This window comes from Lentzea nigeriaca (assembly GCF_016907955.1).
GTDB lineage: Bacteria > Actinomycetota > Actinomycetes > Mycobacteriales > Pseudonocardiaceae > Lentzea > Lentzea nigeriaca.
Genome location: NZ_JAFBCX010000031.1, coordinates 1 through 20,890, shown reverse-complemented (window position 1 = coordinate 20,890; position 20,890 = coordinate 1). Strand labels below are relative to the sequence as shown.

At 70.0% G+C, this 20,890-nt stretch carries 22 protein-coding genes and 1 pseudogene; 13 read left to right on the top strand and 10 right to left on the bottom strand.

Going from position 1 to position 20,890, the window contains the following annotated elements:
- Positions 1-90: 90 nt before the first annotated feature.
- Complete coding sequence (locus JOD27_RS43980; protein WP_204768349.1) at positions 91-636, bottom strand: SMI1/KNR4 family protein; 546 nt, start codon at positions 634-636, stop codon at positions 91-93.
- Between the two features lie 57 nt (positions 637-693).
- On the opposite strand from JOD27_RS43980, the gene JOD27_RS43975 reads away from it, so the two are divergent.
- The 9 genes from JOD27_RS43975 to JOD27_RS43935 all read left to right on the top strand — a co-directional run bounded on the left by JOD27_RS43975 (position 694) and on the right by JOD27_RS43935 (position 9,460).
- Complete coding sequence (locus tag JOD27_RS43975) at positions 694-1,293, top strand: sulfite oxidase-like oxidoreductase (protein WP_204768348.1); 600 nt, start codon at positions 694-696, stop codon at positions 1,291-1,293.
- Positions 1,263-2,003, top strand: coding sequence for a ferredoxin reductase (locus JOD27_RS43970; protein WP_204768347.1), 741 nt, complete (start codon positions 1,263-1,265; stop codon positions 2,001-2,003). Before JOD27_RS43975 ends, JOD27_RS43970 begins: the two co-directional genes overlap by 31 nt.
- A 13-nt stretch (positions 2,004-2,016) precedes the next feature.
- Positions 2,017-2,277, top strand: a complete 261-nt coding sequence (locus tag JOD27_RS43965) for a DUF6510 family protein (RefSeq protein WP_204768346.1) — start codon at positions 2,017-2,019, stop codon at positions 2,275-2,277.
- Positions 2,278-2,425: 148 nt separating this feature from the next.
- Positions 2,426-5,518, top strand: a complete 3,093-nt coding sequence (locus JOD27_RS43960) for a PA14 domain-containing protein (protein WP_204768345.1) — start codon at positions 2,426-2,428, stop codon at positions 5,516-5,518.
- A 53-nt stretch (positions 5,519-5,571) separates the two neighbouring features.
- On the top strand, positions 5,572-6,414 hold the full coding sequence (locus tag JOD27_RS43955; protein WP_204768344.1) for an NYN domain-containing protein: 843 nt from the start codon (positions 5,572-5,574) through the stop codon (positions 6,412-6,414).
- Between the two features lie 108 nt (positions 6,415-6,522).
- Positions 6,523-7,149, top strand: a complete 627-nt coding sequence (locus tag JOD27_RS43950; protein WP_204768343.1) for a DUF2238 domain-containing protein — start codon at positions 6,523-6,525, stop codon at positions 7,147-7,149.
- A gap of 19 nt (positions 7,150-7,168) precedes the next feature.
- A complete protein-coding gene (locus JOD27_RS43945; protein ID WP_204768342.1) occupies positions 7,169-7,852 on the top strand; it encodes an alanyl-tRNA editing protein in 684 nt (227 codons plus the stop codon).
- Entirely contained in the window at positions 7,852-8,406 is a 555-nt protein-coding gene (locus JOD27_RS43940) for a helix-turn-helix domain-containing protein (protein ID WP_204768341.1), read from the top strand. Before JOD27_RS43945 ends, JOD27_RS43940 begins: the two co-directional genes overlap by 1 nt.
- A gap of 13 nt (positions 8,407-8,419) precedes the next feature.
- Positions 8,420-9,460 carry a threonine aldolase family protein gene (locus tag JOD27_RS43935; protein WP_204768340.1) on the top strand — a complete coding sequence of 347 codons (1,041 nt, stop codon included), beginning with the start codon at positions 8,420-8,422 and terminating at the stop codon, positions 9,458-9,460.
- Here the strand turns inward: JOD27_RS43935 and JOD27_RS43930 are convergent.
- From JOD27_RS43930 to JOD27_RS43910, 5 genes and pseudogenes are all read right to left on the bottom strand, one after another.
- Entirely contained in the window at positions 9,453-10,049 is a 597-nt protein-coding gene (locus tag JOD27_RS43930; RefSeq protein ID WP_307830671.1) for a TetR/AcrR family transcriptional regulator, read from the bottom strand. The genes JOD27_RS43935 and JOD27_RS43930 overlap by 8 nt on opposite strands.
- Positions 10,050-10,149: 100 nt before the next feature.
- Positions 10,150-10,665, bottom strand: a pseudogene (locus JOD27_RS43925) (response regulator); the annotation flags it as partial.
- A 5-nt stretch (positions 10,666-10,670) separates the two neighbouring features.
- Positions 10,671-11,756 (bottom strand): sensor histidine kinase, encoded by a 1,086-nt coding sequence (locus JOD27_RS43920; RefSeq protein ID WP_307830670.1) that lies wholly within the window; start codon positions 11,754-11,756, stop codon positions 10,671-10,673.
- 10 nt (positions 11,757-11,766) lie between these two features.
- Positions 11,767-12,495: an ABC transporter permease gene (locus JOD27_RS43915; RefSeq protein WP_204768338.1), complete on the bottom strand. Its 729-nt coding sequence runs from the start codon at positions 12,493-12,495 to the stop codon at positions 11,767-11,769.
- Positions 12,495-13,394: an ABC transporter ATP-binding protein gene (locus JOD27_RS43910; RefSeq protein ID WP_204768337.1), complete on the bottom strand. Its 900-nt coding sequence runs from the start codon at positions 13,392-13,394 to the stop codon at positions 12,495-12,497. The genes JOD27_RS43915 and JOD27_RS43910 overlap by 1 nt, the downstream gene beginning before the upstream one ends.
- A gap of 211 nt (positions 13,395-13,605) precedes the next feature.
- Here JOD27_RS43910 and JOD27_RS43905 point away from each other — a divergent pair, with 211 nt between their 5' ends.
- Positions 13,606-14,793, top strand: coding sequence for a serine/threonine-protein kinase (locus JOD27_RS43905; RefSeq protein ID WP_204768336.1), 1,188 nt, complete (start codon positions 13,606-13,608; stop codon positions 14,791-14,793).
- Here JOD27_RS43905 and JOD27_RS43900 read toward each other — a convergent pair.
- The 3 genes from JOD27_RS43900 to JOD27_RS43890 form a co-directional block, all read right to left on the bottom strand.
- Positions 14,760-15,866 (bottom strand): sensor histidine kinase, encoded by a 1,107-nt coding sequence (locus tag JOD27_RS43900; RefSeq protein ID WP_204768372.1) that lies wholly within the window; start codon positions 15,864-15,866, stop codon positions 14,760-14,762. The two genes, JOD27_RS43905 and JOD27_RS43900, sit on opposite strands and share 34 nt — an antisense overlap.
- A 16-nt stretch (positions 15,867-15,882) precedes the next feature.
- On the bottom strand, positions 15,883-16,437 hold the full coding sequence (locus tag JOD27_RS43895; protein WP_204768335.1) for a VanZ family protein: 555 nt from the start codon (positions 16,435-16,437) through the stop codon (positions 15,883-15,885).
- A gap of 67 nt (positions 16,438-16,504) precedes the next feature.
- Complete coding sequence (locus JOD27_RS43890; protein WP_204768334.1) at positions 16,505-17,287, bottom strand: GAF and ANTAR domain-containing protein; 783 nt, start codon at positions 17,285-17,287, stop codon at positions 16,505-16,507.
- 134 nt (positions 17,288-17,421) lie between these two features.
- Here JOD27_RS43890 and JOD27_RS43885 point away from each other — a divergent pair, with 134 nt between their 5' ends.
- The 3 genes from JOD27_RS43885 (at position 17,422) to JOD27_RS43875 (ending at position 20,154) form a co-directional block, all read left to right on the top strand.
- Positions 17,422-18,657 carry an MFS transporter gene (locus tag JOD27_RS43885; RefSeq protein WP_204768333.1) on the top strand — a complete coding sequence of 412 codons (1,236 nt, stop codon included), beginning with the start codon at positions 17,422-17,424 and terminating at the stop codon, positions 18,655-18,657.
- Positions 18,658-18,833: 176 nt separating this feature from the next.
- Positions 18,834-19,649, top strand: a complete 816-nt coding sequence (locus JOD27_RS43880) for a thermonuclease family protein (protein WP_204768332.1) — start codon at positions 18,834-18,836, stop codon at positions 19,647-19,649.
- Complete coding sequence (locus JOD27_RS43875) at positions 19,639-20,154, top strand: hypothetical protein (RefSeq protein ID WP_204768331.1); 516 nt, start codon at positions 19,639-19,641, stop codon at positions 20,152-20,154. The genes JOD27_RS43880 and JOD27_RS43875 overlap by 11 nt, the downstream gene beginning before the upstream one ends.
- A 523-nt stretch (positions 20,155-20,677) precedes the next feature.
- Here JOD27_RS43875 and JOD27_RS43870 read toward each other — a convergent pair.
- The coding region (locus JOD27_RS43870; RefSeq protein ID WP_204768330.1) for an HNH endonuclease signature motif containing protein at positions 20,678-20,890 on the bottom strand (213 nt) is incomplete at its 5' end.

The window sequence follows — 20,890 nt, the reverse complement described above, 5'->3', positions numbered from 1 at the left end:
ACAGTACGATCATCCGGCCGTAGACCGACGTAACCGTTGCGGTAAAAGCACTTTATGCGCGCCCAGGTGGAAATCCGGCGGGCCTGTGCGTCAACGGCACCAGGACTGGACGGTCTCCTCGAAGCCGGGGAACTCGGCACGGGCGGCGGCCAGCACCTCTGCGGGCGTGCGCGGTCCGACAGCGGAGTACTTCTCGGCCACGGCGCGGAGTTTCTCGTGCGGCACCCCGCTGTCGGACCCGAACTCGACGGCTTCCTGCGGGCCGACGCCACCGGCGAGCAGCCACAGGAACTCGTCCAGGCTCGTCGCCACGACCCCGGTCTCGCCCTCGGAGCCGAAGAACACGACCGGCTGCTCGGTCAGCGGCCGTCCGGGGCGCACCAGCCAGAGCGCGGCCAGGCCGCCGGTGCCGTCCTTCCCGAACACCCGGAACGCATCGCCGTTCAGCTCCTTGTTGCCGGTCCAGGCCCAGATCCACTCGTTCGTCTCCTCGGGGGAGTCGAACTCGACGTACGGCTCGTAGTCGATGTTGTACGGCGCCGGGGTGTCGGTCTTCTCGTCGTAGTCCCAGGGGAAGTCGATGCCGCTCAACGCGTCCAGTGCGGCGGGGAACGAGCGATTGTCGGTGATCTCCACGCGCGCACGGTACAGACCGGCGTGGCGCGTTCGCGGCCGGTGCTGTGTACTGCACCCATGCCGATCGTCTCACCCGGCTTCACCGGCCGGCGCCAGTCGCCGGACGTGCAGCTGCCACCGGGGCAGTACCTCACCGAGGACTTCCCGGTGCTCACCGCGGGCCCGACGCCGCGCGTGCCGACCGACCGGTGGGAGTTCACCGTCAGCACCGAGATCGGGCAGAAGCACACCTGGTCGTGGCAACAGCTGATCGAGCTGCCCGCGGAGAAGATCACGACGGACATCCACTGCGTCACCAAGTGGTCCAAGCTGCACACCCGGTGGAAGGGCGTGTCCCTGGACGTGCTGCTGGAGGACGTGGAGACGGCGGCGGACTTCGCGCTCGTGCACTCCTACGGCGGCTACACGACCAACCTGCCGCTGGAGGACCTGCTCGACGGCCAGGCGTGGATCGCCTACCGCTACGACGACGATGACCTCACGCCGGAGCACGGCGGGCCGGCGCGGTTGCTGGTGCCGCACCTGTACTTCTGGAAGTCGGCCAAGTGGGTCCGCGGCATCCGGCTGCTGCTCGAGGACGAACCCGGCTTCTGGGAAACCGCCGGCTACCACGACTACGGAGACCCATGGCGCGAGCAGCGGTATCAGGGCGACTGACCTGGCGGGTGGCCGAACTGGCCGACGCCGCCGACCTCACCAAGAGCGCGCGCACCCTGGTCTTCGACGTGCCCGGCTGGCCGGGACACCTGCCGGGGCAGCACATCGACGTGCGGCTCACCGCCGAGGACGGCTATTCGGTGCAGCGCAGCTACTCCGTCTCGTCGGCCCCGGACGGCGACCGGGTCGAGCTGGCCGTGCAGCGGGTGACCGACGGCGAGGTGTCGCCGTACCTGTGCGACGTGCTCTCGGTGGGCGACAAGATCGAGCTGCGCGGGCCGGTCGGCGGCTGGTTCGTGTGGCGGGCCACCGACCAGGCGCCGGTGACGCTGGTGGCGGGCGGGTCCGGCATCGCGCCGCTGATGGCGATGATCCGGACACGGGCCGCGGAGGGCAGCCGCGTGCCGTTCCGGCTGGTGTACTCGGTTCGCACGCCGGAAGACGTGATGTTCGCGGACGAGTTGCGGCAGCGTGCCCGTGAGGACGCGGGGCTCGACGTGCGGCTCGTCTACACCCGGCAGGCCCCGGAGGGGTCTTCGGAGCCGCCGGGCCGGCTGGGTGTGGCCACCTTGAACACGCACGGATGGCCCGCCGAGTTCACTCCGAACTGCTTCGTGTGCGGGCCCACCGGTTTCGTGGAGACGGTGTCCGACATCCTCGTGGCGCTGGGCCACGATCCGCGCCGCGTCCGCACCGAACGCTTCGGCTGACAGGAGACCACCGATGAGCGACCACGTCGACGGCAACGCGCTGGCGGGCGATCTGCGGGAGATCTTCGCGGTGGACCTGACCGTGGCGACGGGCCAGTGCGCGGGCTGCGGATACCGGGGCTCGGTGGCGACGTTGCACGTCTACCAGAACGCGCCCGGTCTCGTGGCGCGCTGCCCGCACTGCGAGGAGGTCGTGCTGCGGCTGGTGCGCGCGCCCGGCCGCGCGTGGCTGGACCTGCGCGGCACGGTGAGCCTGGAGATTCCGCTGCCGTAGTCCATGTCCGCGCTCTCACGCAGTGCGTGAACTTGTCCGGTTTGACATGGCCGATGCCTCCGTTCGGAGGTAGCCGGTCTCTGAGCCCTGTGCGTGGATAGATGGGAGCGCTCTTACAACGTTGTAAAAAGCGAAGGGGACCTCGCCGATGAGAAAAGCCGCCCCCGTACTCGTCGCGCTGCTGGCGCTGGGCGTCGCGCCCGGCACACCACCCGCGGGCGCCGCCGAGCCCGTGCACGGCCTGAAAGGCGAGTACTTCAGCATGTCGGCGCCCGGTGCGCGGGACTTCGCGACCCTCGCGGGCACCGTGCTCGACGCCGAGGTGAACCACGCGGACCTGACCTCGATCTTCGGGTTCCTGGCCGGCCGCACCGAACACACGACCGCGCGCTGGACCGGCCGGATCACCGCGCCGCGGACCGGTGACTACACCTTCCACGCCATCGGGGACAACGGGTTCCGGCTGTTCGTCGACGACAAACCGGTGATCGACCACTGGGTCGGCGACTGGGACCGCGAGCAGACCAGCGCGCCGGTGTCGCTGACCGCCGGGCGGCAGTACGACTTCCGGCTGGAGATGTTCCAGGACACCGGTGGCGCCAACATGTTCCTGCGCTGGTCGGGCGCGGGCCTGCCGAAGCAGATCGTGCCGGAGTCGGCGTTCACGCCGCCGCCGGACTTCCAGGTCGTGCCGCGCACCGCCGCGGTGTCCGGCGACGGCCGGGTGCTGACGGCGGAGTTCGGCGGACGCGTCACGAACGTCACCGACCTGAAGGCCCACCTGCGGATCGACGTGGACGCGACGCCGATGCCGGTCGACGTGATCACCGCGAGCCGGGGCCGGCTCACGGTCCGGCTGAGCGAGAAAGTGCTGAAGAGCCAACGGGTCCGCCTCCTCTACGACGGTGCGGGACAACTCACGGTCGACGGGAGGAAGGTCGGGAAGACCGCACGCACGGTCGCGAACTCGTCGACGCAGCGGTTGAGGACACCGTGGGGCGAGAAGATCGACTCGCGCAACCCGTTGCCGGAGTACCCGAGGCCGCAGCTGGAACGCGAGAAGTGGCTCAACCTCAACGGTCCGTGGGAGTTCGCGGGCGCTAAAGCGGGACAGCAGCCGGTGTTCGGGCAACGGCTGCCCGAGCGGGTGATCGTGCCGTTCCCGATCGAGTCGCAGCTCTCCGGGCTGGAACGGCACGAGGACCACATGTTCTACCGCCGCACGGTGACCGTGCCGCGTGACTGGTCGGGACAACGCGTGAAGCTCAACTTCGGCGCGGTCGACCACGAGGCCAAGGTGTGGGTGAACGGCAAGCTCGTCGCCGAGCACTCCGGTGGTTACACGGCGTTCAGCGCGGACATCACCGATGCCCTCGTGCGCGGCGAGCAGGAGATCGTCGTCGCGGTCACCGACACGACCGGCCCGCACCAGCCCAAGGGCAAGCAGTCGCGCGACCCCGGTGGCATCTTCTACACGCCGTCGTCGGGCATCTGGCAGACCGTGTGGATGGAGCCTGTGCCGGACAAGGCGATCGACGACGTCAAGATGACGCCGGACCTCGCCACGAGCTCGCTCGCGCTGGAGGTCAGGTCCACCGGCGACGCCGGCGTCACGGCGGTCGCGAAGGACGCGCGCGGCAGGCAGGTCGGCGCGGTCACCGGGCCCGCCAACACGAAACTGACCCTGCCGGTGCCGGACCCGCACCTGTGGTCGCCGGACGACCCGTACCTCTACCAGCTGGAGATCAGGTTGGGCGGAGACCGGGTGAAGAGCTACTTCGGCATGCGGTCCACCGGGATCACCGACGTCGGCGGGCAGAAGAAGCTGACGCTCAACGGAAAGCCCGTCTTCTCGTTGATGATGCTGGACCAGGGCTTCTTCCCGGACGGCCTGAACACCGCGCCGAGCGACGCGGCGCTGGAGTTCGACCTCAGGGCGCAGAAGGACCTCGGGTTCAACTCGGTGCGCAAGCACATCAAGGGCGAGCCCGCCCGCTGGTACTACCACGCGGACCGGCTGGGACTGCTGGTGTGGCAGGACTTCGTGTCCGTCGAGGACGGTGGGAGCCCGGCCGCGCAGCAGGCGTTCCTGACCGAGAACCGCGAGATGATGAAGCAGCTGCACAACTCGCCGTCGATCTTCGCCTGGATCGTGTTCAACGAGGGCTGGGGCGAGTGGGACCGCACGGTCACCGGCCAGATCACCGACGAGGTCAAGGCCGCCGACCCGAGCCGGATCGTCAACGCGCACAGCGGCGTGAACTGCTGTGCCTCCAAGGGTGATTCCGGCAGGGGTGACGTCATCGACCACCACGACTACAACAACACCGATCCGGCCCGCCCGGACGGCAGGCGGGTCGTGATGGACGGCGAGCACGGCGGCTTCACGCTGCGAACTCCGGGCCACCAGTGGCCGGGCGCGCCGGCGAACATCTACAGCGGCGTGGCGGACAAGGCGGCGCTGACGGCGAAGTACGTCGACAACACCCGCACGTTCTACCTCGGGCAGGCGCGCGCCGAGCTGTCCGCGTCGGTCTACACCCAGGTCACCGACCTGGAGAACGAGCTCAACGGGTTCTGGACCTACGACCGCAAGCGCATCAAGGTCGATCCCGGTCCCGTTCGCGAGATCAACCGGCGGGTGATCGAGGCGGGTGCGGGGAAGCCGTACCCGTACGCGGGGCGCGGCGAGTGGAAGTTCGAGGAGGGCAGGGGAACGGAGGCGAAGGACTCGAGCGGCGGCGACAACCCGCTGACGCTGAGCCCGTCCGGTGTCGCGTGGAAGTCCGGTGCCGTGGAGTTCACCGGTGGCTCCGCCGACACCTACGGCCCGGTGGTCGACACGACGGGCGACTACACGGTGTCCGCGCGGGTGCGGCTCGACGAGCTGCCCGGCAACTACGCCACCGCCGTGAGCCAGGACGGCCGGGAGCGGGAGAACCCGTTCTACCTGCAGTACGGGCAGGGCGCGTTCGCGTTCAGCACGCCGGGCGGCAACAGGGCCCGCTTCGAGATCATCCCGGAACTCGGCCGCTGGTACGAGCTGACGGGTGTGCGGGCGGGCGACGAGATCCGGCTGTACGTCGACGGTGTGCGGGTCGCCACGGCCCCGGCGGGTCCGGCGATCGTGAGCACCGGGGCGTTCACGGTGGGACGCGCCAAGTTCGGCGGCCAGAACGTGGACTTCTGGCGTGGCGCGATCGACGACGTGAGCATCGTGGGCCGTGCGCTGACCGGTTGAGTGGCGAGGTGCTGGACCCGCTGGTCCAGCACCTCGCAGGTAATGTCTGTCCAATGGGGAAGATCGTCCGCATAGGCGTGTTCTACGACGGCACGTGGTTCGCGTACCTCAGCGACTTCTACGCCACCGCGCACGAGCGGGCCGCCCGGATCTCGCTGGACGGTCTGCACGACGCCCTGCGCTGGTACGTCCACACCGAGACGGGCCACCCGATCGACGAGTGCGTCGTCTCCGAGGCGCACTACGTCCGCGGCCGCATCGACACCCCGGCCGCGTCGTTCGACGCGGTGCTGAGCGCCGCGGGCGTGACTCGCCACGACCTGCCTCTGCACGGCGGCAAGGAGAAGGGCGTCGACGTCCAGCTGGCGCTGGAGGCCTGGGACCGCGCGACCACCGTGCCGTTGCAGTGGGTCGTCCTGCTCACCGGTGACGCCGACTTCACCCCGCTCGTGACGAGGCTGACCGAACGCGGCGTGCACGTGGTCGTCCCGGTCGTGGACGTCCGGACCGCCGCGCCCGCCTGGACCCCGCGCACCGCCGCACCGCTGCGCGCCGCGACGCCTTTCACCCCAGGTTTCGACGAGCTGTTCGCTCCGGGCGACCTGCCCGAGTACCCGCTGCGGCGCGCGTTCGTGCGGTCGTCGGAGGCGGTCGCGTCACCGGTGGGTGCTCCGCGCGGTCGTCGGCGGGGGACCGTGACGACGTGGAAGTCCGGGCAGTCGCACGGGTTCATCACCGACACGCGTGGTGGTTCGTGGTTCGTGTCGCGCGACGATCTGCCGGAGGGGCTGACGTTGCTGCTGGCCGGCACGCCGGTGTCGTTCACCGGGTCGCCGGTGCCGATGCCGGGCCGCAAGTACCCGAGAGCGCAGCTGGTCCGGCTCGACGACAGATGACACGCGCGGGTGGGTCTGCCCGGCGTTCGCGCTCGTTACGCTGGTCGTGATCGCGGTTGAGCGCCGCCAGGTAACCGAACACCTCGAACACCCATAGATTGACCCCGCATGGAGCACGAAGTGCGCGGCGTGGGCCGGACCGAGGGCCGGGTGCTGGCGGGCGTCGTGATCGCCGCGCTCGTGGCGAGCGGAGTGCAGGCGAGGTCGCTCGGCACCTGGGTGCTCGAGGTCGTGTGGGTGCTGATCGGGCTGCCGCTGGTGGTGGCGCTGCACAAGCGGTTTCCGTTGACCAGGCTGTTGTCGTGGCTGTTGGTGCTGCACGCGTTGGTGCTCTGCTACGGCGGGCAGTACACGTACGCCGAGACGCCGCTGGGGGAGTGGGCGCAGGAGCTGCTCGGCACTCAGCGCAACAACTACGACCGCTTCGCTCACTTCATCCAGGGCTTCGTGCCCGCGGTGGCGGTCCGGGAGGTGTTGCTGCGGCGGACACCGCTGCGGCCGGGCGGCTGGGTCGGCTTCCTCACGGCGAGCGTGTGTCTCGCGATCAGCGCGTGCTTCGAGTTCGTCGAGTGGTTCAGCGCTCTGATCCTGGGCAGCGGGGCCGACGACTTCCTCGCCACCCAAGGCGATCAGTGGGACACCCAGTGGGACATGTTCCTGTGCTTGTGCGGCGCCATCGTGTCGTTGATCGTGTGGCGCGGGGTCCACGACCGTCAGCTCCAGCGTTCGTTATAGTAAACGCATCGTTCAACGGTTGGAGCTGACGATGCAGGTCAAGGCGTACCTCGACGACACCTACGCGGACGAGGCCGACACTCGGGTGATCGCGGTTGGGCAGCGCGACGGACGGCCGTGGGTCGCCGTCGAGCACTGCCTGTTCCACCCGCAGGGCGGCGGTCAGCCCGCCGACCGGGGCTGGCTGGACGACGTCGAGGTCGTGCCCGTCCGGGACGAGGAGTCGGGTCTGGTGGTGACCGAGGGACCGCAGTCGGCCGTGGGGCAACGGGTGCGGGCCAGGATCGATCTGCGGGTCAGGCTCGCGCACGCCGCCCTGCACACCGCCGGGCACCTGGTCGAGGCGGCGGGCCGTTCGTTCGGGTGGGAGCTGGCCGGGAGCAACCACTTCCCCGGTCAGGCGCGCGTCGAGTTCACCGATCCGCGTGCCGATCCCCGGCTGGCCGATCCCGATGGCCGCGAGGAGATCACCGCCGAACTGCGCAAGGTGGTCGCGGCGGCCGTCGACGAGGACCTGCCGGTGACCGCCGAGACGAACGACCAGGGGCGGCGAGTGGTGTTCCTGGGAGACCTGCACGCGGCACCGTGCGGCGGGACGCACGTGCGCAGCCTCGGCGACCTCGCCGATCTCGTGGTGCCGACGCTGAAGGTCAAGAAGGGACGCGTCCGGGTGTCGTACTCCGCCGTGCACGGGGAGCGGTGATGGCGTCGACGAGCAGCACCGCCGCGTCCGTGGGCGCGCAGATCCGCCGTCGTCGTGAGCAGCGCGGCATGACCGGCTCCGAGCTCGCGCGACGGGCGGGCCTCAGCAAGGCGACACTGTCCAAACTGGAGGCAGGGCTGGGCAACCCGACGGTGGAGACGCTCGACGCGCTCGCCATCGCCCTGCGGATCCCGCTGACCGACCTGCTGACCCGCGACACCGACCCCGGACCGGTGTTCGTGCCCGGTACCGAGATCGCAGAGGGCGAGGTCGGCCGGGAGCTGCTGCGCCGGATCAGCAGCGGCAACAGCCTGGAGATCTGGCGGCTGCGCATGCCGAAGGACACCGAGATGCACGGCATCCCGCACGCGACCGGCACCGTCGAGCACCTGCTGGTCGTCTCCGGCCGGCTGACCGCGGGCCCGTCGGAGAACCCGCGCGAGCTGGCGCCCGGCGACCTGCTCGCGTTCGCGGGAGACGCTCCCCACCTCTACCGCACGGGCACGGAACCGGCGGACGTCACCGTCGTCATCGCCTCGCCCATCGTCAGCTGAAAGGGCCCACCACGTGACCGCCTACGCGCACGCCTTCGCCAGCGACAACTCCGCCGGAACCACCCCGGAGATCCTCGACGCCGTGGCCCGCGCCTCCTCGGGACCCGCTGCGGCGTACGGCAACGACACCACCAGCGCCGAGGTTCGCCGGCGGCTGTGCGAGATGTTCGAACGCGACGTGGACGTGCTGTTCACGTCGACCGGTTCCGCCGCCAACGCGCTGTGCCTCGCGGCACTGACCCGGCCGTGGGGAAGCGTGTTGTGCCACCGCGAAAGTCACGTCGACAACGACGAGTGCGGAGCGCCCGAGTTCTTCACCGCGGGCGCCAAGCTCGTTCCGCTGCCCGGCGACGACGCCAAGATCGACCCCGACGCCCTGCGTGCCGCCGTGCGGCACAAGAAAGGCGACGTGCACAGCGTCGAGCCGTCCGTCGTGAGCATCAGCCAGGCCACGGAAACCGGCGGGGTCCACACTCTCGACGAGCTCCGCACGATCGGCGAGATCACCAAGGAGGCGGGGCTGCGCCTGCACCTGGACGGCGCGCGCTTCGCCGGCGCGGTCGCCGCTCTCGGCTGCACCCCCGCCGAGATGAGCTGGAAGGCAGGCGTCGACCTGCTTTCCTTCGGTGCCACCAAGAACGGCACGATGACCGCGGACGCCGTCGTCGTCTTCGACCGCTCGCTCACCCCGGAGCTCTCGTTCCGCGCCAAGCGCGCGGGCCAGCTCACGTCCAAGATGCGCTTCCAGGCCGCCCAGCTCGCCGCCTACCTGACCGACGAGCTGTGGCTGCGCAACGCCAGGCACGCCAACGCGATGGCCGCTCGACTCCAGAATGGACTGAAGGCGGTCCCCGGTGTCGAGCTCGTCGCCTCGGTCGACGCCAACATCATCTTCTGCCGGCTGCCACAGCACGTCACCGACGGCCTGCTGGCTCAGGGATACGCCTTCTACCACGACCGCTGGGAGCCGGGAGTAGCCCGGCTCGTCACCTCGTTCGCGACCGCGCCCGAGGACGTCGACGGTCTGCTCACCGCCATCAGTGCGCTCAGCTGACGCCGCAGACGCGTTCCGCGAGGACCTGCCAACCGGCGATCAGACCGTCCACCTCGGGCGTGCCCTCGCTGTGCAGGTACAGCAGGATCGGCCCCTCCAGTGCGGCGACCAGCTGCAACGCCAGGGCGCCGCTCGCGGCCTCCGCCGGGCACGCCTCGCCCAGCAGCATCCGCACGTGGAACAGCGACGGGCTCTCGCTCACGGGAACGGGCCGGCCGGGATCGAGCGAGGCTCGCGCCAGGACCATGTGCTCCGCCAGGAACTCCAGGCGTGCCCGGCCGAACGCGACCAGCCGCTCGACCGGCGGCGCACCGGGACCGAGTGGTGGCGGACCGCTCAGCACCCGCTGCTGGAAGTGCCGCTCCTCCTCGTCGAGCAGCGCGTGGAAGATGCCGGCACGGGTACGGAAGCGGCGGAACACCGTGCCCTTGCCCAGCCCCGCCTGCTCGGCGAGGCCGTCCATGGTGACCTTGTCGGCGCCCAGCTCCGCCACCATCCGGCGGGCGACGTCGATCAGGTGGGCGCGGTTGCGTGCGGCATCGGCCCGTTCCTCACGAGGGCGGCCCCACGGCAGCGCGACAGGTTCCACGGGCTGAACGCTACCCGGCCTACAGCCAGCCGCTGTCCTCCGCGACCCGCACCGCCTCCGCCCTCGTCCGCGCCCCCGTCTTGCCGATCGCGGCGCTGAGGTGGTTGCGCACGGTGCCCTCGGACAGGTGCAGCGCCTTCGCCAGATCGGCCACCGTGCCGCCATCACGGGCCACGGCGAGGACGTCGCGTTCCCGGTCGGTCAACGGGCTGTGCCCCGTCGCGAGCGACTCGGCGGCGAGCGCCGGATCCACCACCCGCAGACCGGCGTGCACCCGGCGGACGGCGTCGACGAGCTGTTCGGGGGTGGCGTCCTTGACGACGAACCCCGCCGCGCCCGCCGCCATCGCCCGCGCCAGGTAGCCCGGCCGTCCGAACGTCGTGCAGACGATCACCCGGCACCCCGGTACGGTCTTGCGCAGCTCGGCGGCGGCGGTGAGGCCGTCCACCCCAGGCATCTGGACGTCGAGCAACGCGACGTGGGGCTCGGTGCGCCGGGCGGCGGCCACGACCTCGTCGCCCGCGCTGACCTGGGCGACGACCTCGATGTCGGGTTCCAGGCCCAGCATCGCGGCGAACGCGCCCCGCACCAGCGCCTGGTCGTCCGCCAGCAACACCTTGATCACACCGCCTCCTGTCCGACCTCGGCGCGCAGCCGGAAGCCGCCGTCCGCCAAAGGCCCCGCGAGCACTGTTCCGCCGTGCGGGGCCAGCCGTTCCGACAGGCCCCGCAAACCGGTTCCGGGCTCACCGACGCCGACGCCGCGCCCGTTGTCCCGCACCTCGAGCCACGTGGCGCCGAGCCGGACCGAACAGCGGGTCGCGGCCGCGTGCCGCAGCACGTTGGTGATCGCCTCACGCAGCACGTACCCGAACACCCCCTGCAGCTCGGGTCGCACGTTGTCCACGGCGTGCGGCAGGTCCGCCTCGACCCCGGCCGTGCGCAACGCCGCCCGCGCGCCGACCACCTCGGCCGACAGCGACACCTCCCGGTAGCCGGAGACAGTCGTGCGCACATCGCTGAGCGCCTGCCGGGTGAGGTGCTCGACCTCGCGGATCTCCGCGAGCGCCCGGTCGGGTTCCGAGCTCTCCAGCAACCGCCGCGCCACGCCCGTCTTCAACGTGATCGTCGTGAGGCTGTGCCCCAGGATGTCGTGCAGGTCCCGCGCCAGCCGGGTGCGTTCCTCGGTCCTCGCCAGCGAGGCGATCTCGTCCTGCGCCGCCGACAACGCCTGGTTCGCCCGGATCATCCTGCCCACCGCGAGCATGCCCAGGGAGACCGACAGCAACGTGGCCAGGCGGTCGCCGTCGCGCGGGAGTTCCTGCGTGAGGTACATCGTGGCCGCGAGCACCAGGAGCACCGACCCGTCGATCGCGATGGCGCGCCACGGCTTCAGCACGACCGCGACCGTGGACATGATGTAGACCATCAGGCCCGCGTAGTCCATGCCCAGCCAGAACACCGCGACGAGGCCGATCGCGGTGAGCACCAGGCACGCCAGCGTGTTGAAGTTCTCGCCGGCGCCGGACCAGAGCCACCGCGGGATCAGCATCCAGCCGACCCCGTAGGCCAGCAGCACCAGCACCAGCCCCACCCGCTCCACCAGGGGCCGGTCGCCGACGGCGACGTCGTAGATCACCGAGGGGATGTAGAGCAGGACGAACAGGACGGAGAACCAGTACCACTTGTTGTTGTCCTTGCGGCGCACGACGACGAACCTAGCTTTGCGCGCGGTAGCGGCGCACGGCGATCAGCGACAAACCAGCCACCCACAGGCCGATCACGACCAAGGCCTGCCTGATGTCGATCCCCGAGACGAACGGCGCCTCCGTGAGCTGCTTGACCCAGTACGTCGGCAGCACCTTCATGATCGTCGCCAGCCAGTCCGGCGCCACGTCCGCCGGGATCCAGATGCCGCCCAGCAGACCGAACAGCATCGACGCCAGGCCCGTGATCGCCTGCATGCCGTCCGCGGTCGCGACCAGTCCGATCACGATGCCCAGCAGCACGAACGGAACCGCGCCCAGCCACAGCGTCGCGAGCACACCGACCCAGTGCAGCGCGTCCATCCGGACGCCCTCGGCCACGCCGATCGCGCACACCAGCAGGATGGCGGGCAAGCCCACCAGCATGCCCAGCGCGCCCTTGGTCATCAGGTAGCCGGAGCCGGTCAGCGGGGTCAGCCGCAGCTGCCGCTGCCAGCCCAGCCCGCGTTCGACCGCGATTCGCGCGCCGATCGACAGCGGGCCCGCCATCACGCCGAACAACGCCATGTTCATCATCAGCGACGTGGTGACCGGTAATCCGTTCGGGAATGTGCCTTCGCCGCCGCCGTAGAGGTTCACGAACAGCACGAACATCACCGAGGGCACCACCACGGTGAAGATCAGGTAGCGGCCGTTGCGCACCGCGCGCCGGAGTTCCAGTGCCAGGAAACGGGTGTTCATCAGTTGTCCTCTCCGGTCAGCGCGAGGAACGCGTCCTCGAGTCCGAGCGCGGTGATCTCGATGTCGTGGGCGGTGGGGTAGCGGGTCAGCAGCGCGCGTACTGCGGCGTCGGAGTCCGTACAGGTCAACGTGATCTGGTCGCCCCGGCGTTCGACCAAACGGACGCCCGGCAGCGTCAGATCGGTCGCTCCCGGCACCACCGCGCGCAACGTGCGGCCGGACACCGCGGCCCGCACCTGGGCCACCGAGCCGTCGGCCACGATCCGCCCTGACCGCATCAGCACCACGCGGTCGGCGTACTCCTCGGCCTCCTCCAGGTAGTGCGTCGCGAACAGCACGGTCCGCCCGGTGTCGGTGTAGGCCCGCATCTGCTGCCAGAACGCCCGCCGCGTCTCCACGTCCATCGCGACCGTCGGTTCGTCGAGCACCAGCAGGTCCGGGTCGCACACCAGCGCCAGCGCGAACCGCACGCGCTGCTTCTGCCCGCCGGAGAGCTTGGTGCACTTGCGGCCTGCCAGGTCCGCGATCCCGGCTTGCTCCAGGGCCTGCGCCACCGGCATGGGCTTGCGGTGCAGCGCCGCGATCAGCCCGACCGCTTCGGCCACCGTCGCGTCGTCGAGCAACGCCCCGCTCTGCAGCATCGCCGAGATCCGGCCGGCCACCACGGCCTCGCGCGGCGACGTCCCGAACACGCTGATCGTGCCACCGTCCGGAGTGGACAGTCCGAGCAGCATGTCCACCGTGGTGGACTTGCCCGCGCCGTTGGGGCCGAGCAGCGCGACCACCTCGCCGGGCGTGATCACCAGGTCGATCCCGTCGACCGCGCGCACCTCGCCGAACCGTTTCCGCAGGCCGTTCAGCGCCACCGCGGCGCCCGCCCGCACAGCTGTCTCCGTCATGTCCCCAATGCTGTCGGCCCGCGCACCGCTGGACGGATCCCAGCTGTCACGACCCCGGCGTGACAGATGTCATGGGCTGTTTCCGCCCGTTTAGTGCCAACTGTCGTCTCAACTGGTGGTTGACCGTTGACAGTCGAGCCGGGGTGGATTAATCAGTCACCGTAGGTGGGCGGGGCCACCGAGACCGCAGTAGTCGGCAACGAGGTGACGAATGACAGAGGAGTTGCCGGAGATCCCCGGATTCCGGTACGCCCGGCCGCTCGGCAAGAACGTCCACCTGTACCGCGGTGCGGACGGTGAGGTCGCGGTCAAACTGCTCGTCGACCCTCCGCGTGCCGCCGAGATGAGGACCGTGCTGGCCCTGGGGCACCCCGGCATCGTCCTGGTGCACCGCGCGGGCCGGACCCGCGCCGGGCTGCCGTACCTGGTGATGAAGCACTACTCGAACGGCGACGTCGCCGCGTTGGCGCCGTTGCCGTTCGAGCGCGTGCTCGACATCGGCGTGCAGATCGCGGACGCCCTGCACGCCGCGCATTGGGTCGGGGTGGTGCACCGCGACGTCAAACCGGCCAACGTCCTGCTCGACGAGCACGGCAACGCCTGCCTCACCGACTTCGGCGTGCTCGGCCGCGACCGGCTGCCGTGGACGGCGCCCGAGGTGATCACCACCGGTCTCTACAGCGCGCGGGCGGACGTCTTCTCGCTCGGGGCGACGTTGTGGCACCTGCTCGTCGGGCACTCGCCGTTCGTGCTGCCCCGCGGCAACAACTCGCACAGCGCTCTCGAACAACGCATCCTGCACGGCCGTCCGCCGGTGACCGGCAGGGCACCGCGGTCGCTGGAAGTCCTGCTGCACCAGGCGATGGCGGCCGATCCCGCCGCGCGTCCGGTGTCCGCCGAAGCCTTCGCGCTGCGGTTGCGGGAGATCTACCACGAGACCGCGCCAGCCGGGTCCACTGTGGACGCCGTGGTGCGCCCGGCCGACCCGAGTCCCCGCCGGAAGCGGCGCTGGCCGGTGTACGCGAGCGCGGCCGCGGTCGCCGCCGGAGTGCTCGGCACCAGCGGGGTGCTGTGGCTGAAGGACGACAACTCGCTGCCGCAGCAGCGCCAGGACGCCGGGCCGCAGAGCGCCTTGGACGCAGGGTCGTCGGCCAAGGCGACCGTCACCGCCACCCGCGTCAACCGCGAGACCCTCCGCTTCACGTGGACCTACCCGTCGCCGCTGGCAGGAGACACGTTCGCCTGGCGCACCAACGACGACCTGAAGACGGGCACGGTCCAGACGCCCTCGGTCGAGCTCTACGCCCCCGGCACGTTGTGCGTCCAGGTCAGGGTCGTGCGGGCCGACGGCAGCAACGCGAGTGATCAGTCCTGGTCGCCGGAGGGCTGCGGGTTCTGAGGCGCGACGGGCAGCCGGACCGTCACGACGAGACCGCCGCCGAGGCGCGGCGTGAGGTGAAGCGTTCCACCGTGGGCCCGCACGACGCTGTGCACGATGGCCAGCCCGAGCCCGACACCGGCGTGCCCGTCGGTGCGGGCGCGTTCCGTGCCGCGCTGAAATGGTTCGACGAGCGTCGGCACCAGCTCCGCCGGCAGTTGCGGACCTGTGTTCTCGACTCGCAGCACGGCGGTGTCGCGCCACGACTCCGTGTGCACGGCGACACTGCCGCTGGGAAGGTTGTGGACGATCGCGTTCTGCACGAGGTTAGTCACCATCCGCAGCAGCAGAGCCTCCGAACCGGCGGCCTTGGCCGGCTCGCCGGTGACGTCGAGCGTGATCCCGCGCTGCTCACCGAGAGGCAGCAGCGTCTCGACGGCTTCCTCGGCGACGAGCGAGAGGTCCACGGGCTCGCGGGTGAAGTTCCCGCGGTCGCTGCGGCTGAGCAGCAACAGGGCCTCGGTGAGGTCGATCGCCCGCGTGTTCACGGTGTGCAGGCGTTCGGCGAGTGCAGTGTGGTCGTGCGACGGGTCCTTGATGGCGACGTCGAGCAGAGACCGCGTGATCGCGAGCGGGGTGCGCAGTTCGTGGGAGGCGTTCGCGGCGAAGCGCTGCTGCTCGGCGACGTGGGATTCGAGCTGGTCGAGCATGGCGTCGAACGCGTCGGCCAGCTCGCGGAACTCGTCCTGACGGCCCGGCAGCCGGACCCGGTGCGACAACGAGCCGGTAGAGGACCTCCGTGCCGCGTCGGTGATCCGGTGCAGCGGCGCGAGCATCCGGCCGGCCAGGATCCATCCTCCGGCGAGGCCGCACACGAGCAGGACTGCGAGCGCGATCGCAGCGGCCCGCCCGAAGATGCGGGAGAGCAGGTACCGGTTGGGCGAGGTGTAGAGCAGGCCCTGCTCGACGTTCGGGACGTAGCGCAGCAGGTACATCCACACCACGGCCAGCAGGACGGCGCCGGTGACGAGGACGAGCGCCGCGTAGCTCAGCGTGAGTTTCAAGCGGGCGCTGAGGCCCGGTTCCCTGCTCACACGCATACCCGGCACCCTAGACACCGCTGTACATCGGCGCCGTGTCCTTCGTCGCTTTCGTGCACCACCAGCGGTACGACGCGAGCGACGCCAGGCCCGCCCCGGCCGCGTTGAGCAGCACGTCGTCCACAGAGGACACCCGGTCCAGCCACAGGTACTGCGTGACCTCCATCAGCGCCGACCAGGAGGCCGTGATCACCAGGATCCGGCGCACCGACGCGAGTGCCGCGAACCGCATCGGCCCGAAGAACCCGAACGCGGCGAACACCGCCAGGTTGCCGAGGATCTGGCCGGTGTCCATCACGAGCAGGTCGCTCAGCGGCACGAGGTTGAGCGGGCCGAGGACCTGTCCCGGGTACTCGCCAGGCAACAGGATCATCCACACCCACGGCACCGTCCCGTGGACCATGCCGACCTCGGCCAGCGACGTCCGCCACGGCGCCGGGGTGCCGGCGACCTTCCGGCGCCACCCCAGACCCACGACGGTCAAACCGGCGACCGGGAACGAGAGCACGGTGAGGGCTACGACGCCGGTGAACGTGCCGACCCAGTCCTGCCAAGTGTTGAGCATGCCCCCACTGAAGACGAGAACCTGTTGCCGCGGCGTATCCGGTTTTCGATATGCCCGCGATATGTGGTCAGGACCGGGCGACGGAGTCGAGCAGGTTCTTCGCGACGTCGCGCAGCTTGACGTTCTCGTGCTGGGACCGTTCGACGAGCATCGTGAACGCCTCGTCGGCCGTGCACGAGTGGACGGCCATCAGCACGCCTTTCGCCTGGTCGATGACCGCACGCGAGACCATCGCCTGTTCCAGGTGGGCGATGTGCTCGCGGGAGCGCTGCCAGCGGTGGGCGGTCGTGATCGTGGCCGACGCCGCGGTCGTGAAGAGGCGCATCAGGCCCGCGTCGAACGGGTCGAAGGCGGCCGCGGTGTGGCTGTAGACGTTGAGCGTGCCGACGTGCTCGTCACCCGCGACGCTGGTGGAGGGCAGCACCACCGGCACCGACAGGTAGGCGCGGATACCGTGCTCGGCGGCCGCGGCCTCGAACTCCGGCCACACGTCGAGGTGTTCGCCGACCACTGCGCGCACGGGCCGCAGGGTCCGCGCGGAATCGAAGCACGGGCCGCGACCGGCGCTGTACTGCTTCTCGTCGACGTCGGTGAGCCGGAGGTCCGTGGCGGCGGCGGTCCTGGGATGTGCCGAGGTCACGACCGAGACCGTCACGGCGTCGGTGTCCGGGATCGCCCTGGCCGCCGTTTCCGCGAGCCGCTGCAGGGCCGTGTCGAGCGACTCCTCGCCGGTGAAGGCGTCGCGCAGCAGTTCCAGCGCCTCCGCTGCCTCGTCGAGGCGGGCCACCGGGTCGGAGCGAGTGCCGTTGTGCGATCTCGCGGTCAGGAACGTGCCTGTTTCGTCAGACATGGCGAGGCACCTCTTCGTCCGTAGGAGCGGAGTCCACGGCGCCTGCTGCTCGACGTCGTCCACCGCATCGTACGGGTGCTGATCGTGGTGCGCGTTCGTCTGTAGGGACACAATTGGGCCAATAGGCTGTCGGGGTGGGGGACACCGAGGAGCTCAACGCGTCCGATCGCGACTTCAGCCGTTATCTCAACGCGCGCGTGCTGTCGGTCGTGGGCGCGGTGGTGTCGGCGGTGGCGATGCCGGTCCTCGTCTACCGGCTGACCGGGTCGGCGGGGTGGACCTCGGCGGTCACCGCGGCGGAAGCGTTGCCGTACCTCGTTTTCGGGTTGCTCGCGGGTGCGCTGGCCGACCGGCTCGACCGCCGGAAGATGATGGTGGCACTGGACTTCACCGTCGCCGCCCTGTTGCTGAGCATGCCGCTGGCGTGGCTCGCCGGGGTGTTGACCGCGCCGCACGTCGTGGCCGTGGCGTTCGCGGCGCAGACGGCGTTCGTGTTCTTCGACGCGGCCAACTTCGGCGCGCTGCCGGCGTTGGTGGGCAAGGACCGGCTGACCGCCGCCTACTCGACCCTCTACGGACGCTCGACGGTGGTGGAGCTCGTGGTGCCCGGCCTGACGGGGCTGCTGGTGGCCGTCGTCGCTCCGGCGGCACTGCTCGCGGTCAACGCACTGACCGGTGTCGGGTCGGCGTTGTTGTTGCGCGGCATCACCAGCAGCATGGCCAACCCACGTCCGGTGCGCGGTGCCGGCGAACTCGTCGCCGATGTGCGGGAGGGGTTGCGGTTCCTGTGGCGGGAGCCGGTCGTGCGGACGCTCACCTTCGTCGGTGCGGCGCACTCGGTCGCCAACGGCGCCTGGGTCGCGGTGCTCGTGCCGTTCGCCGACCGCGTCCTGGGTGTGGCGCCGCGTGGGGACGTGCGGCTCGCGGCGTTGTTCAGCTGCTGGGGCGTGGGCGCGATCATCGCGTCCCGGCTGCTGCCGCGACTGACCGAACGCTGGGGCGGGGCACGGCTGGCGTTGGGCGCGTTGCTGCTCTCGTTGCTCGGCGGGCTGATCATGCTCGTGAGCGGCCACTGGCTCGTGACGTGTGCGACGGCGGTGTACTGGGGTGCCGCCAGCGCGATCGTGGTCATCAACGGCATCACGTACCGCCAGCAGGTGTGCCCGGAGGAGTTGCAGTCACGGGTGAACACCACGGCCAGGATGCTGGCGTGGGGCCTCGGTCAGCCGCTCGGCGCGGCGCTCGCGGGAGCCGTGTCGGTCGCGGCGGGGGATCCGCGCGCCGGGCTCGCGACGGGGGTGGCGGTGCTCGGGGCCGGGGTGGTGCTGGCGTGGGTGACGCCGGTGCTGCGGCGTGCGGCGCGGGCCTGACCTCGTATGCGAAGGCAATAACACCAAGGATTGTGTGAAATATAGGCGAACAATCGATTGAACCTTTTTGCGTTCTTGACGCTCCACTTGTGAGCGATAACACTGCGTCGACACTCGATCGCACCACGCCGGGACTGCCATTGCCGAACCCAACCCAGCAACCGGATCCGGGAGCCGTGCGCCGCTTCTGGTGGGGCGCGGGCCACCACACCAGGCTCACGATCATGTGCCTGGGTGTCGTCACCGCGCTCGCCGCCACCGGCGCGGCGGGCTTCCTGGGCGACGCGGAACCGCGGGACCACGGCGACGCCGGCCCCGACACCGCCGTGCTCAGAGGCGACTCCTTCGAGGTGACCGTCCACACGGTGTCCGATGTGGACCTGTTCGAAGGCGTGGAACCTGCGACGGGTCTCTTCTTCAACGCCCGCGTGGCGGGCCTGCGCAGCATCGCGGACTGCTGGCTGACGGAGTCCCGCTCCACCGCCCAAACCCTGCTGCGCGGCAAGACCGTGCGCCTCACCGTGAAGAAGAACATCGACGCGGGCGCCAACCGAATCGCCGTCGACGTACGCCTGCCGGACGGCGCGGACTACGCCCAAACCATCGTCCACGACGGCGTGGCCCGAGCCGACCTGTCAACGCGCGACGAGCTGGCACCAGTCGAATCCGCCGCCCGCCAGGAACGCCGCGGCCTGTGGGCGGCGAGCTGCCTGACGAACGAGACACCGACGTCCTCCAGTACCCCGTCGTCCACCACGACAACCACGACCACGAGTGCTCCCACGTCGGAACCCTCCACACCGCCGCCGCCACCGCCCCCACCGTCGATCACGACCACCACGACGCCACCGTTCGACGAGCACGACGAGTGGGACAACATCTGGCTGGGCAAGATCTGCTTCAAGGAAGGCGCACGCCGAACCTCACCGAGCGGCGAGGAAATGGTCTGCGCCCGCAACGGCAGGAACCTGAGGTGGCGCCGTGCAGACTGACACCGGCATCGACCTGTTCGCCAAACCACCGGAGATCACCGACCCGCCCCCAAGCCTGGCCCACGGCAAACCGCCACGCGGCCTGACGAAGGCAGGCTGGGTCCGCACGACGGGCTGGCTCCAGGTAGGCGACCACCCCGTGCACTCCGCCCACGTAGCCGCCCTGGTGGGCCTGCTGTGGTCGCTGGTCGGCGCCTCCTTGCTGGTGTCCGCCTTCCCCGTGGTCGCAGGCATCCTCGTGCTCACGGTCCCCGTGCTGTGCGGCGGCTCGTGGTGGCTCTTCACCGCCTTCATGAAGCCTTCGTCGGTGGCGCGCAATCTCGGCACCAAACACGCCGACGAGCTGTCGCCTGGTGACCTGGTCCGCTTGTACGGCTCTATCGGGCCGATCGGCCAGGTGACCGCCGTGGCATCCAGCGACGACGTCCGGGTGACCTTCCACGGCGGCTGGCACCGCTCATGGCCACGTGATCGCATGGTGCACACGGCGGAACTGCTCAACTGACGGCCTTTGACGAGCTTTGGTTTTTTCATCGCCGCTTCGCGACGATTGCGATTGGCGCTTGACTTCGGGGCCCTTGCGAGGCGCTGGTCGGCCTCAAAAAGCCGGGCATAAAGAGCCCGGCCGATCCGAACACGGTAGCACCTCGCACCCAAAGTCAAGCGCCAATCGCCTGCGTACGTGGTTGAGTTTGTGCGGTCAGGTTCCGGAAATTACCGCTTGAACAGCGCGGCATAGGGCTGTCCGACTCGGCTTCGCCTTCGCGGTTTCGGGGTGCCTTGGCTTCACCATTGGCCATGCCCGGTCTTTACGGTTCGTATTGCTGGAGCAGTATCGGTTGCGTCTTGGGCTTTGCCGAGTGCGTCCGCTTAGTCGATGCCGCCGCTAGTCGACACAACCTTTGGTCGGAGTTGCTGTCTTGACCAGTGTGCCGGTTTTGGGCATGGCGGTGCCACGGCCGTGGTGGTGCTGCACGGCCGTGGCGGTCGAGGTGGTGGGGCCGCTTGTGTTCCCGGTGTGGTCGGGGTTAGGCGGCGGTGTGGAGCTGGTTGTGTCTGGGTCTGCGTTCGGGGTCGAGCCAGGCGGGCGGGTAGAACACCGGCATGCCGTGTTCGATGGTGACGTCCCAGCCGCTGCGGTGGATGAGGGTGTGGTGGTGGCGGCACAGCAGGACGCCGTTGTCGAGGGAGGTGTCGCCGCCGTCGGCCCAGTGCTGGATGTGGTGGGCGTCGCAGTGTTT

Bases quoted from the DNA above. Each gene is read 5' to 3' on its own strand.
- JOD27_RS43975 (WP_204768348.1), top strand. From the start codon at position 694: ATGCCGATCGTCTCACCCGGCTTCACCGGCCGGCGCCAGTCGCCGGAC.
- JOD27_RS43970 (WP_204768347.1), top strand. From the start codon at position 1,263: ATGGCGCGAGCAGCGGTATCAGGGCGACTGACCTGGCGGGTGGCCGAA.
- JOD27_RS43965 (WP_204768346.1), top strand. From the start codon at position 2,017: ATGAGCGACCACGTCGACGGCAACGCGCTGGCGGGCGATCTGCGGGAG.
- JOD27_RS43960 (WP_204768345.1), top strand. From the start codon at position 2,426: ATGAGAAAAGCCGCCCCCGTACTCGTCGCGCTGCTGGCGCTGGGCGTC.
- JOD27_RS43955 (WP_204768344.1), top strand. From the start codon at position 5,572: ATGGGGAAGATCGTCCGCATAGGCGTGTTCTACGACGGCACGTGGTTC.
- JOD27_RS43950 (WP_204768343.1), top strand. From the start codon at position 6,523: ATGGAGCACGAAGTGCGCGGCGTGGGCCGGACCGAGGGCCGGGTGCTG.
- JOD27_RS43940 (WP_204768341.1), top strand. From the start codon at position 7,852: ATGGCGTCGACGAGCAGCACCGCCGCGTCCGTGGGCGCGCAGATCCGC.
- JOD27_RS43915 (WP_204768338.1), bottom strand. From the start codon at position 12,495: ATGAACACCCGTTTCCTGGCACTGGAACTCCGGCGCGCGGTGCGCAAC.
- JOD27_RS43910 (WP_204768337.1), bottom strand. From the start codon at position 13,394: ATGACGGAGACAGCTGTGCGGGCGGGCGCCGCGGTGGCGCTGAACGGC.
- JOD27_RS43905 (WP_204768336.1), top strand. From the start codon at position 13,606: ATGACAGAGGAGTTGCCGGAGATCCCCGGATTCCGGTACGCCCGGCCG.
- JOD27_RS43895 (WP_204768335.1), bottom strand. From the start codon at position 16,437: ATGCTCAACACTTGGCAGGACTGGGTCGGCACGTTCACCGGCGTCGTA.
- JOD27_RS43890 (WP_204768334.1), bottom strand. From the start codon at position 17,287: ATGTCTGACGAAACAGGCACGTTCCTGACCGCGAGATCGCACAACGGC.